Origin of the sequence: Paenibacillus sp. EKM212P, assembly GCF_011066115.1 — a bacterium.
Taxonomy (GTDB): Bacteria; Bacillota; Bacilli; order Paenibacillales; family Paenibacillaceae; genus Paenibacillus; species Paenibacillus polymyxa_B.
In genome coordinates, this window is the sequence record NZ_JAAMNR010000005.1 from 280,645 (window position 1) to 293,829 (window position 13,185).

Genomic DNA, 13,185 nt, shown 5'->3' on the forward strand with positions numbered 1-13,185 from the left:
CTAGTCACATATAGCTCTGTCTGCTGTACTAGAATAGAAGCATAAGCAATATTCATAGGAACGTAGGAGATGTCGTCGGATAGGGAGTATCGTCGAATGAATGGAGGAACCGGTATATGATAAACAGTAAACAGAAACTTGTGGTTATAGGGAACGGGATGGCTGGTATCAATACGGTCGAACAAATTTTAAAATTAACAGATAAGTATGAAATTACGGTCCTGGGAAATGAGCCGCATCCGAACTATAACAGGATCATGCTCTCTTATGTGTTGGAAGGCAGTAAAACGATTGATGATATCATACTGAACGATTTGCAATGGTATGCGGATCAAGGGATTACTTTGTATACAGGAAAAATGGTGAAAAGCATCGACGGTGAGAACAAGAAGATTCACACCGAAGACGGACTGGAAATTGATTACGATGTAGCTTTGGTAGCTACTGGCTCACAATCATTTATTCTGCCTATTCCGGGTAAGGAATTACCGGGTGTCATCGGTTTCCGAGATATCGCCGATTGCTCGGCAATGCTTGAGGCAGCGAAGACCTTTAAAAAGGCAGCTGTCATTGGTGGAGGTCTGTTAGGGCTGGAAGCAGCTAAAGGCTTGGTCAACCTGGGAATGGATGTTACGGTCGTTCATTTAATGGAGGATTTGATGGAACGCCAGCTGGACCGGGAAGCCTCTGCGATGCTGAAAGCAGAACTAGAACGCCAGGGAATCAAGTTTGCTATGCAAATGCAAACTGCGGAAGTGTATGGTCAAGATCGGGTACAAGGGCTGCGGTTTTCAGACGGAAGCGAGCTAGAAGCGGATTTGGTCGTTATGGCCGTCGGGATCAAGCCTAATATTCAGGTGGCTGTGCAAAGTGGTATGGAAACGAACCGTGGTATCATAGTCGATGATTTGATGAGAACCTCCGTACCGGATGTATACGCCGTAGGGGAATGTGTTGAACACCGCGGAATCTGTTATGGTCTGGTAGCTCCGCTGTTTGAGCAGGGAAGTGTCATTGCCAAACATTTGGCAGGCGCGGAAACTGAAGGTTATATGGGATCGGTGGTTTCTACCAAGCTCAAAATTTCAGGGGTGGATGTTTTCTCAGCTGGCGAATTCATAACTCAGCCTGAACATACGGTGATTGTTGCAAAAGATGAGTGGAAGCGCACATACAAAAAAGTGCTGCTTCGTGAAAATAAGATTGTTGGAACTGTACTGTTTGGCGATGTGAGCGAATCTGCTAGTCTTCAAAAATATGTACGTCAGCAAACATTGATGACAGATGAGATATATGGACAGATCATGGGTACTGGATGTAGCAATCACGGGGCGAAAACATTATCCGCTGAAACGATGGAGGATGATGAAATTGTCTGCGGCTGTAACGGTGTGACTAAAAAGGCGATTGTGGATGCAATTAATGATAATGGACTGACAACAGTCGATGAAATTAAGGCATGCACCGGAGCAACGCGTTCCTGTGGAGGATGTAAGCCTGTCGTTGAGCAAATTTTACAATATGTTCTTGGAGACAGCTTCAAGACGTCAGCCAAGCAAGGAATATGTGGTTGCACATCATTGAGTCGGGACGAGATTGTGGAAGCGATCAAAACCAAAGGGCTGACAACAACGCGTGAAGTTATGAATGTACTGGGTTGGCATAATGATGAAGGATGCTCCAAATGCCGCCCGGCGCTGAATTACTATTTGGGAATGATTAACCCGGATACCTATGAAAATGAGGGAGATTCCCGTTTTGTAAATGAGCGATTGCACGCAAACATTCAAAAGGATGGAACGTTTACAGTTGTTCCTAGAATGTACGGCGGTGTAACGACCCCAGAAGATTTGAAGAAGATAGCAGATGTTTCTCTTAAATACAACGTTAAGGTCGTTAAAGTAACAGGAGGACAGCGGCTGGATTTGATCGGTGTCCGTAAAGAGGATCTGCCTAAAGTATGGGAAGAACTCGATATGCCGTCGGGATATGCCTACGCGAAGTCACTTCGTACGGTTAAAACCTGTGTTGGATCGCAATTTTGCCGGTTTGGCACACAGGACTCGATGGGAATGGGAGAAGTGTTGGAACGAAAATTCGAACGACTGGATTTCCCAGCAAAATTCAAATTAGCAGTTAATGGATGTCCACGCAACTGTGCGGAATCATGTACCAAAGATATCGGAATCGTAGGTAATGATGGGGGCTGGGAGATCTTTATCGGTGGTAATGGCGGTATTAAAGCACGGTTGGCTGATTCACTCTGTAAAGTGAAAACCGATGCCGAGTTGATTGATATTGTAGGTAGCGTAATGCAACTCTACCGGGAAACAGGACAATACCTGGAGCGCACGTCGGAGTGGGTGGAACGGATCGGTCTGGAAGAGATTCAGAAGGCTGTCGTTCAGGATACAGATAATCGACAAGCTTTAGTAGAACGCATCGAATTTGCACTACAACAGGTGGAAGACCCGTGGAAAAAGATCATCAATGATGAGGATACACGCAAAAATCTATTTGAGGTTGTCACTCCGTCTATTGTGTAATTGTATCTAAAATGCCTGAGGAAGGGAGCGATCAAGCAAATGATCAAAAATGCCGAATGGCTTGTCGTCGGTCACAGTAAGGATTTTCCGATCAGAATAGGGCGTACCATCCACATAAAAGGTGCTGAAATTGCTGTTTTCCGCACTTCGGAGAATGAGCTTTATGCCGTTGAAAATGTCAGTCCTCATCCCAAAAGAGGCCCTCTTACAGAGGCGATAGTATCTGGTCATTATATTTATGATCCTTTATATGACTGGAAAATTGATCTGCAGACAGGCATCGTTCAAGAGCCTGATCACGGACAAGTTAAAACATTCGCCGTTTGTGAAGAGGGAGAAGAAGTAAAAGTATCACTCGAAACGGTTTAGTTCGTCTGATGGAATACAAATAAAAAAGGGCTTGACAGGAACAATCCTGTTGGGCCCTTTTTTCGTCTCGGATCAGGTAATGGTAACGCCTGCACTTGCATAACCTACGATAGTGTTTACGAGGGAAAGTCCCGTAGCTGTTGCAGAGAAGACAAGGAGCAGACGAGTCTGTGCGGTTACCGGTATAGCCAACCCGGTAGTAATACCGCTAGAGATCGTCCCCAAAGCAATAATGCCAGCCAGTGAAGGGGCCAATGTAACGATAGCTCCGGGAACTGCTGTGAAGGTATTATTAGGTGTTGGGGAACTAAACAACTGGGCAGTAATCGTCGCAGTTGAACCCACGAGAGTTAACGCAGCTGTTGTACTGAAGTAACCAGCAATAGATGTAATTACGCCATCCCGTGGTACGGAAAAAGCAAAATTAATCAGAGGTCCTACAAGTGTACCTGTGAGGTCAATGGTATCGCCTACGAGGCTAATCCCTGTTGCTGAGCTTCCAAAGCCGATTAAACTGGCAGTTCCTACCACTCCGCCAAGAACGGTTGTCAGGATAGCAGGTCCACCCGAAGCAAATGGAATGATGGCTCCCGAACCGGTCGCTCCAGTAACACCAGCCGTGCCCGTGGCTCCGGTAGCACCAGCCGCACCCGGCAGCCCATCAGCTCCGGTCGGTCCTGTAGATCCAGCAGGCCCGATCAATCCATCCGCGCCCGTAGCGCCCGTGGCGCCTGTCACACCCCCGGCAGGTCCCGCAGCACCCGTAGCGCCGACAGGTCCGGCAGGGCCTTCCGGTCCAGCGGCCCCGATAGGCCCGGCGGCGCCAATAGGTCCAGCCGCTCCAACTGGTCCGGCAGGCCCCGCAGGCCCGGCAGGGCCGACTGGTCCAGCCGCTCCGATAGGTCCAGCGGCGCCGATAGGTCCGGGAGGCCCTTGTGGACCTGGTCCACCTGCTGGTCCAGGCGCACCGCCGGGTCCCGCAGGTCCAGGAGGTCCTTGTGCACCTGGCTCCCCTGACAAGTATGTTTCACCTAATACGTTGCTAACCGTCGTTCCAGCGATTCTGATCGCGCTGATTAAGCTGTCTTTAAGAGCAGGATCGAGGGATTCTTGTAAAACGATGGACAATAGGGCATCCAGCAATTGTTGCAGTGCAGTACCTACACCGATCGGGGAGAAAGGTGTAGCTTCTAACGCAACAATAGCAAGCTCCAGCGCTGCCAGTAAGTCTGCCTTAACCCCGCCTCTAAGTCTTAAGCTTTTCGCCAGAGACAACAAACGTCTTAAAATCTGTTGCAAGGAAGATACATTAGCCGCAGAGGGGTTTGCGAATACGATGGGGATGATCGCGGTCAATTCATTAATCAGTCTGAGAAGATCTTCGATACTTCTATTTACTCTTGTTGGTTTACAGTCTTCGTCTTTTTTTGAAGCACCACTGAACCTGAACGGTTTTTTATGTTTCATGCTCAAATCTCCTCCTCATCATTCTTACTACTGTAGAGGTGACAGGTGGTTTATCGCCCCGCTTCGCAGATATTCATAATATATTTATTGAAGCGAAAAGGGTGAATATACAAGCAAAAATGATTGTTAAAGGCTTGTACATAAAATATACATAAAAAAATACGGCCCCCAAAAAGCATGGAGGCCGCGTTGTATGTGCGTATACTCATCTGATCTATGAAGCTTAAAAAGTCTTATTTAAGAATACGTACCAGCAGTTCAGCCATCTCACCTCTGCTGATAGCCGCTTTTGGCTTGAGTGTTCCATCTGGATAACCGCTGATCCAACCGGAGGATACTGCATTCTGGAATGCTGCGGAGGCCCATGCTGCAATCTGCTGCTCATCCTTGTAGGATTGCAGTGCAGCAGTGCTGGGAATGGATGTCTGATTCTGCATCGCGTGTGACAGGATCACCATCGCCTGTTCACGGGTAAGACTCTCATCAGGTCCGAAAGTTTGAGCGGTTAGCCCTTGAATCCATCCCTGGCGGTGAGCAAAATCCACGGCTGATCCAGCCCAGTGTCCCTGCATATCTGTAAATGAGGTAGAAGGGCTCTCATCTCCAGCAGTTCCCAATGCTCTGGTCAGTATGGCTACAAATTCTGCACGGCTTACAGCGCGATCAGGGCGTATGTTTCCGTCTTTATAGCCTTGTATCCAGCCTTTGTCTGCAAGAGATTGCAGGGACTTCGCTGCCCAATGGCCTTGTACATCCGGCCATACCTGAGCTAGCACTTGTGGATCTGACGAATTGCTTGGGTCATTTTGCACACTGGCATTATTGGTTTGAGTCTTTGCGTCTGTGGCGACGGCAAAGGTACCTAACCCGGTCGTATTCAGACTCACACCCGACAACATCCCTTTTGAATCCATTACAGCAGTCCCTTTTAAAATCTCACGCTCACCATTCTCGTGAATAACAAGAATGGAGAACTGGGGCTCTGTATTGTGTAACTCACTTAAGGATTCGTTATCCAGCGGTAGAATGATCGACGAGGTTCCAGTCACATTGGCTTTGATGTCTGTAACCGGACCCATCAGCGTCAGGCTGGATTGTTGCTCGGCCCAGTCACGGATCTGCTGTGCACGTTGTACATCTGCCTGCTGGAATGACAATGTAACGTCCTGCTGGCCTGAGGCCATGCTGGTTAAGGTGTCACTGGATATCAACAGTGTTCCATATCGGGATATTACCGATGCACCAATCTTATCCCATTTATTCAGTAAAGAATGAGAAAGGATAACACGACTCAGTTGCTTCTCCTGCTCCAAACGAATGTCTGCGTACGCTTTGCCTTCGCGAAGTGCTTGCTGTATCTGCTCATCCAGGAATGCCGGCGAAGGAACAAAGAGGGAAAACTCTTTCCCTTGTTCGGAAAATCCGATCTGTGGTACGAAAGCAGATAGATCCTCATTCTTATCTTTGTTAGATTTGCCTGTGTTCGCAATTACCTTGGCAGGGACGGTGACTTCTATGGCTTGCGTCAAAGCATGAGAACCATCGCTTACCCTCATAACATCCAGCATGATAGTTACAACGGAAGGAGTATCTGCTTGAATAATAGTTCCGTCTGTACGCACGATGTCTGGCTGGCTACTGCTGCTGATGGTCACACGGAAACCATCAGGTACAACAGGCAACCTAAGCAGTGTATCACTTGTTGTAGGAGCTGCTATGCTTGTGATGGATTCCGCAACGCGCTGCGCGGTTAACCCTTGCGGATACACTAGCCCTGACGGAGCGCTCTTCATGCCATTTACGTTCTGCAGCACATAGTAGCTGGCTCCTTCAGGAACAGGTGTAAATGTATATCTTCCCTCTCCCGAAGCAATTCCTTCCGCTATAAGCTCCTGCTGGGCATTGTACAGCTCAAGCCTTGCGTTCGGCAACGCGCCTGTAACGATCACTGAGGCTATATCCTCATTGCCTGCTGAAGCTGTAACAGCACGAGGCAGCACGTTTATACGGCGTTCTGCCGGTTCTGCCGTCCAGCCCCCATTGTCGCTATAAGCATAGTTCAATACGTATACGCCAGGTACATTTGTATCGACATTCCCGCTACCTGAAAGCTCAGGGATCAGGATATTGCCGTATACGCTGTCCAGTACGTTGGCTCCTGGATCAGTGAAGCTATCGCCGGTTTCCAGAACAATCGGATTGCTGCCGTTCAATCGTACGTAAGGTGTATTCGGTAATGCCTTCAGCACGGTGATCGTGAATGTTCTTTGTACAGAAGCTGCACCTTTAGAAATAATGGCAATTAATTGTACATTCACATCACCGTCTGTATATTTAGGCCGATTCACTTGACCGCTGTCACTGAGGATGTCCGGTTGATCCGAGGCCCAATAAATCTGGGTGTCGAATGCTCCTACACGAGGCAAGGCAATGGAATCCTTAATCCCTTGCGGGTAATCCAGATCCAGTGTATTTGCTGCCAAATTTACGGCTTCATCAGCGCTTACAGGCAGTGCGGGCACGAGCAGGCTAAAGGTTTTTCGAAGCTCAATCCCGCCTCTTGACACCACTGCTTCGAGCGTGACGGTCTGATCGCCCTGTACATAGGTTGGGAAGGTTACATGCCCAGTATGATCCAAGAACTGGGGTTGATTCGATGACCATGACACCTGAACACCATTCAGAGCATCTTTTGGCAAATATACGTCTCCCGTTACTGTCGTTATCGGCAGTTCAAGTGCTTTGTATGCTGCGTCTACGGCTTCAGTGTCGCTCATCGGCAGACGGAGTACGTGTGCAGTAAAATCCTTTGTTTTCGTTAAGCCTGCAAGTTGCAGGGTAGCCGTTAGGGTAACATCCGTATCTCCACTGTTATAGGAGGGTCTGGTGAGTGTTCCATCTGCTGCAATGACAAGAGGTTTGGACGAGGACCATTCGATCTGCGCTCCACCATAACCGGATAAAGGAAGAGAAATATTTTCTGTTAGCGCAGATAAATCGCCAAGCGAGAGGGTGTCTGCTGCTTGATTCAATGTATCTTGAGCAGTGATCTTCGCTACGGTAACCTCAAAAGTTTGGGTATCTGAGGCGCTTCCCTTCGCAATCGTTGCTGTCAGTTTTACTTTTCGGTCACCCAGATCATACTGCGGGCGTGTGACAGCCCCCTCGTTCGTAATGATGTCAGGAGTATCCGAACTCCAGCTCACCGTCGTATCATTCAACCCAGCGAGTGGCAGCGTTAGCTTTTGAGATACCGAATCAGCTGTATCTCCAGATGCGAAGCCTAATGCAAGAGCGGCTTTTGCCTGTGCAACTCTCTCTGCATCGGTAAGTATAATCACTCTAACCTCTGAAGGAGTGCTCTCCCCTTTAGCATTCACAGCCTGAACCGTATAAATTGCTTCACCTGGCGGCAATGCTGAAGTGTCTATGAATTGGGTTAGGCTACCTGTATAGAGCGTTACACTATCTCGAATGACTTTATATGAGGTTGCATAAGGAACGGCATCCCAGCTTAATTCCACAGTACTTCCATTTTTAGTACCTGTAAAATGACCCGGGGCCTGTGGAATGGGCAATCGTTCCCCATAAGCTGCGAATTCCATGATGGAAGCCCATTGATTGTTTCTTGCATTTCCTTGATCAATAGTTAATCGCAAGTATCGTGTAGTTACAGGAGCAATGCTCTTTTCAACATTAGAGCTTCCATTATTCTGAACGGTATCAACAGTCACCCAATTACTTCCATTGTTGCTCGTCTGCAATCGGAAACTGTATGGATCACGTTGATCGTTCCACCCATAATGGACACCCATACCTGTAACAACGTATCGATCTACGATATACCAGTCTCTCAGATCTACCTGGATCCATTTTTCACCATTGCTGGCTTGATACCAGCGGCTTGTCGGTTCGATTGACCCATCCACAGTCTTGGAGGGATCATAGGGCTGGGTGTAACCGCTTGAGCTTGCTGGCTTGTGCAACACCACATTTTCCCAACCGGCAGCATGGGCTTCATTCGTCCCTATGAGCAGGAACGCACCGCCGATCAATGGCATGAGTGGAACCAACACACGGTAGGGTTTTAATTTATTGCGTGTGAAGTTATTGCCTTCGAGCACGCTATCACCTCTTCTTTATTAAATAGCACACTATTGAGCGTATTCATATTATGGGCGGGACGGGTATGACCCCTCGGTAGCGATGTAGTAGTTTACATTTGGCAACGGGGAAGCTCCACGTAAGTCAGGCAATGCAAATGTGTTCATTCCATCACCGCCAAAATTAGTGCCCAGCAGGCTGAACAATGCAGCATTCTGATTAATGCTCAAGAGTTGACCCTCGCATTTTAGCCAGCCCTGGGGAGCGAACATGTAAGGATACATCGTAATTTCCCCAAGATAAGGTTCGGGCGATGCTTGAGCCTGCTGGGGACTGATCGCCGTTCCCCCTAACAAAATGACCGCTAACAAACTCAACACAGCGGCTTTCTTCCAAAAATGCTTCTTCATACCTACAACTCCTTTTTTAGATTCGAATAATGGCCCACGAATTCAACAAATTTGTGACATTAGTCATAGAATGAATAGATATTATCATGGAATTCCACTTTTGGCACTACAGTTCATCTATCAAATTCACCTTTTTATTCCTTTTGTGAGTAAAGAAATTTATTCCATTGCCCATGCATCTTTTTTCTAATCCAGGTAAATCTATATACAAATCATCTGGAAGTGAAGGAGGAAAGAGTGTGTGGCAGGTCATCGGAACTCATATGCCCAAATGGAACGTGTGGATGGAAGCCTTCTTTTTATCCATCATCCCTTTGATTATTTTTCTGACGGTACGACAAATCAGAGCGATGGATGGTCGAGAGAGCAGACGTATGGAACGATTAAAGCTTTTAGAAGAAGAAGACCGTTCGCAGCATGCAGATCATAATCCGTCTGTAAGTGAGGCTGAGAAGGAAGAGGGAACCTTTACCGAAGATTACGAAGCCAATGTAGCAAAAATCAGACAAGCCGTCACGGATATGTCGGACGTGAACGAACGATCCATTTTTCTGGAAAAATTGAACGCTGTAGGTACACTTTTTTTTGTGGATGGATTAACAGACAAGGTTGGCATGGATCAGAACATACTAAAGCCGCTGATGGATTGGGGCAGCTCCGGACAAGGCGGGGAGGATCTTCCGAGAGGAAAAGAGCTTCGGGATATGTTTATTCGTCAGGTCATGCTGGTATCGGAGACTCAGTATACGTTAGAGGTGCAGTTCTCCTTGCAAAAGGTGCTGTTCGGTTCAGTCATACTCATGATTCAGGGCATACCGGGTGCTTTTGTGCTGGGGACACCCAAAGGGAGCACACGAGGGGTGGAAGACCCCATATCGGAATCGGTGCTGCGGGGACCGCGAGTTGGTTTTACCGAGACCCTTAGCGACAATACGGCAATGCTGCGCAGGCATGGAGAAAGTACAGAACTGGCCATGTCGTCCTTCAAAGTGGGCAAAAGAGTGGAAAAGCAGCTGATGGTGGTGTATTTCAGAGACATTGCCGACCCCGAGCTTGTAGATGAGGTGAAACGGCGGGTCAAAACCATTGATATGGATGAGGTGCTGGAGTCGGGCTATGTGGAGCAGCTTATTGAGGATAATTTTCTTAGTCCCTTTCTGCAAATTCAAAATACGGAGAGACCGGATCGGGTCATGGCTGCATTGCTGGAGGGACGTGTGGCGATTCTGCTGGACGGTACACCTTTTGCCCTCCTTATGCCTGTGACGTACGGGATGATGCTCCAGTCTCCCGAAGATTACTATGAACGATGGATACCGGGGTCGCTTATTCGATTTCTTCGTTTTATGGCAACTACGATATCTCTGTTCGCCCCAGCGCTCTATATCTCCTTTATCTCGTTTCATCCCGGACTGATTCCAACCAAGCTGGTGATTTCCATTATCAGTGCGAGACAGGGGGTTCCGTTTTCGACGCTGATCGAGGCCCTGATTATGGAAATTTCCATCGAAATTTTACGCGAGGCAGGACTACGGCTGCCCAAACCCATCGGTCCAGCGATGGGCATCGTCGGCGGTCTGATCATTGGACAGGCCGCTGTTGACGCCGGGATTGTAAGTCCGATTCTCGTTATTGTAGTAGCAGTCACGGCGATTTCTTCCTTTGCCTCCCCTGTATACAGCGCAGGAATATCTATGCGTATTCTTCGTTTTGGGGCCATGTTCACGGCGTCTATCTTCGGTTTGTATGGAGTGATCATGTTTTTCCTGATGCTGAGCATTCATATGGCTAAATTACACAGCTTCGGCGTGCCATATCTTAGTTTAACGGCTCCCCGTTCATTGAAGGACTGGAAAGATTACTTTTTGCGAGCACCGTTACAATTTATGAAAAACAGACCCATTCTATTGAAGCATAAAGACCCTAAGCGACAAGGATGAGTTCAACAACACAGGAGGGAGCAAGATGGCCCGTGGGAAAAAAACGGATAAAATTACAACGTTACAGACGACGACAATTGTGCTTTGCTTTATGCTGGCTGCCGGGTTGCTTACCCTTCCCAGAGTAGCCGTTGAAACTGCAAAAACACCGGATGTATGGATGTCTGTCATTTTAGCAGGGGCTGCCACTTTCCTGTTCGGATGGATTATAGTCAAACTAAGTTCGCGCTTCCCAGAAAGCACCTTTTACCAGTATGTTCAGCGGATAACAGGCAAAGCCATCGGCAAAGTGATTGGCATGTTGTTTGTGATCTATTTTATTTGTATAGCCGCATTCGAAATCCGATCTGTGGAGGAAGTAACGTCGTTCTTTTTGCTTGAAGGAACTCCGGCGTGGGCGATTTCAGCACCTTTTATGTGGCTCTCTCTGTATCTGTGCTTGGGAGGGGTAGGTACGTTGGGTAAAATATGCCAAGTTATATTCCCGATTACGGCATCTATCTTTTTGTTAATATGCTTGCTGAGTTTGAATATTTTCGAATTGAATAATTTGCGTCCTGTTTTGTCCGAGGGTGTGATGCCAGTGATTAAAACGCTCAAGACTACAACCCTGACCTTAACGGGGACAGAGTGCCTGCTGTTTATTCTTTGTCGAATGGAAAAACCGGAGAAAGCAACCAAGGCAATCGGATTGGCAATTGGGATCTCGGTCGTTTTTTATACAGCTACGCTAATCTTATGCATTGGCGCCTTTTCGGTGGAAGGGGTTATGAGCAGAACCTGGCCCTTTTTAGATTTGGCCCGCAGCTTTGAAGTGGAGTATCTGTTATTGGAACGATTTGAATCCTTATTGTTGACCATTTGGATCATGCAAATTTTTGCTACATTCAGTATTGCTTTTTATTGCGCTTCGCTCGGAGTTTCTCAAATTTTGAATAGCTCTTATTCCAAGGTGCTGTTCATTCTGCTCCCATTCATCTATGTCCTGTCCCAAATTCCCAAAAATCTGAATGAGTTATTTTCTTTTGGAACGATCATCGGGAATGGAGCTTTCGTTTTAATTGCTCTGCTTCCACTGCCACTGCTGCTTATTTCTCGCTGGAGGAGGGTGCGGTCATGATGAGGGCCCGGTCAGGATTACTCGGAATGGCTGCTCTCTTGATATGTAGTACACTTTCAGGTTGCTGGAGCAGTTCTCCGGTGGAGGATCTAAATCTGGAGACAGGCATTGCTATGGATATAGCGGAAGAATCTTCACAAGAAGAGCAAATTAATCGGAAAGGAGGAGATTATCCCAAAAAGGAGTTAATTACAGGAACCTTTCAATTTATCATCCCAGAGGAAAGCGGCGGCTCCAATAGCTCCTCCCCACAAGCTAAAAAGTTTTTCAATATTACGGAAACGGGAGATTCCGTTTTTGAAATGATGAGAGAAATTTCATTGCGGACCAACCGACCGCCCATTGGACAACATTTGAAAACGATTATTATCAGCTCCAGTCTGCTTCGCAAGATTCCGTTGTATGAGCTGCTGGACTTTTTCTTGGGGGATAATGACATCCGGCCCAGCGTACAGCTACTGATTAGTATAGACAAGGCGGGCAATGCGCTTCAGGAGAAAATTCCTGGTCAAATTCCTGCCTATATCTTAAAGGATATTTTCGGAAATCGTAAACGGAACGCGCGATTGATAAAGCCTGTGGCTTTGGTTAAAGTGGTCGGGCCCATGAAGGGTAAAAGAAGCTTTATATTGCCCAATGTCATTACGGCGGAGAATGAAATCAAGCTCGCAGGTGCGGGAATCATCAAGGGAAAGACGCAAACATACGCTGGTTTTCTGAATGAATCAGAGGTCGAGGGTCTTATGTGGATCAAAGGCGAGCTGGATGGAGGCGTGTTGAAAAGTAGCGATCCCCAGACCGGTAAAAATATAGCCTATGAGATCAAAGCAGTGAAAAGCAGGATCAAGGCCATCGTTCAGGGGGACGACATTTCCTTCCAAGTAAAAATGACCTCAGAGGGACGCGTTTCCGAGGTTTTTAACAAGAAAGAAAATTTGCGCAGCAATGATGTGCTCGGACAAGAAGAGAGTATCTTTCAGGAGAGAGTGAATTCATTAGCTGAACAAACTGTAGCCAAAATGCAAAAGCTGCAGGCTGATGTCGGAGGTTTCGGAGAAGCCTTGAGGATTCAGCATCCTAAAGTTTGGCGTAAGGTCAAAGAGGATTGGGATACCATTTTTAGTACCATTCCCGTACGTTTTAGCACAGATATCCATATTGAAGATTACGGCTCTTCGATTACGACGGCAGACTAGTTTGTATGTATTTTAGAAAAACCTTCAATACCA

8 protein-coding genes are annotated in these 13,185 nt (G+C 47.2%); 5 read left to right on the forward strand and 3 right to left on the reverse strand.

The window, feature by feature from the left end; all coding sequences use genetic code 11:
* The first annotated feature begins 116 nt into the window (after positions 1 to 116).
* Entirely contained in the window at positions 117 to 2,546 is a 2,430-nt protein-coding gene (gene nirB, locus G9G54_RS16795) for a nitrite reductase large subunit NirB (RefSeq protein ID WP_165178924.1), read from the forward strand.
* A gap of 39 nt (positions 2,547 to 2,585) precedes the next feature.
* Positions 2,586 to 2,915, forward strand: a complete 330-nt coding sequence (gene nirD / locus G9G54_RS16800) for a nitrite reductase small subunit NirD (RefSeq protein ID WP_061831122.1) — start codon at positions 2,586 to 2,588, stop codon at positions 2,913 to 2,915.
* Positions 2,916 to 2,987: 72 nt separating this feature from the next.
* Here nirD and G9G54_RS16805 read toward each other — a convergent pair whose 3' ends face one another.
* From G9G54_RS16805 to G9G54_RS16815, 3 genes are all read right to left on the reverse strand, one after another.
* Positions 2,988 to 4,382: an exosporium glycoprotein BclB-related protein gene (locus tag G9G54_RS16805; RefSeq protein ID WP_165178925.1), complete on the reverse strand. Its 1,395-nt coding sequence runs from the start codon at positions 4,380 to 4,382 to the stop codon at positions 2,988 to 2,990.
* A 233-nt stretch (positions 4,383 to 4,615) separates the two neighbouring features.
* Positions 4,616 to 8,506 (reverse strand): immunoglobulin-like domain-containing protein, encoded by a 3,891-nt coding sequence (locus G9G54_RS16810; protein WP_165178926.1) that lies wholly within the window; start codon positions 8,504 to 8,506, stop codon positions 4,616 to 4,618.
* A 48-nt stretch (positions 8,507 to 8,554) separates the two neighbouring features.
* Positions 8,555 to 8,896 carry a phage tail protein gene (locus G9G54_RS16815; protein ID WP_165178927.1) on the reverse strand — a complete coding sequence of 114 codons (342 nt, stop codon included), beginning with the start codon at positions 8,894 to 8,896 and terminating at the stop codon, positions 8,555 to 8,557.
* 239 nt (positions 8,897 to 9,135) lie between these two features.
* On the opposite strand from G9G54_RS16815, the gene G9G54_RS16820 reads away from it, so the two are divergent.
* Genes G9G54_RS16820 through G9G54_RS16830 form a run of 3 tightly spaced genes read left to right on the forward strand, consistent with a single transcriptional unit; the run spans position 9,136 to position 13,152 of the window.
* On the forward strand, positions 9,136 to 10,836 hold the full coding sequence (locus G9G54_RS16820) for a spore germination protein (protein WP_165178928.1): 1,701 nt from the start codon (positions 9,136 to 9,138) through the stop codon (positions 10,834 to 10,836).
* 25 nt (positions 10,837 to 10,861) lie between these two features.
* Complete coding sequence (locus G9G54_RS16825) at positions 10,862 to 11,956, forward strand: GerAB/ArcD/ProY family transporter (RefSeq protein ID WP_165178929.1); 1,095 nt, start codon at positions 10,862 to 10,864, stop codon at positions 11,954 to 11,956.
* Positions 11,953 to 13,152 carry a Ger(x)C family spore germination protein gene (locus tag G9G54_RS16830; protein WP_165178930.1) on the forward strand — a complete coding sequence of 400 codons (1,200 nt, stop codon included), beginning with the start codon at positions 11,953 to 11,955 and terminating at the stop codon, positions 13,150 to 13,152. Before G9G54_RS16825 ends, G9G54_RS16830 begins: the two co-directional genes overlap by 4 nt.
* Positions 13,153 to 13,185 lie beyond the last annotated feature (33 nt).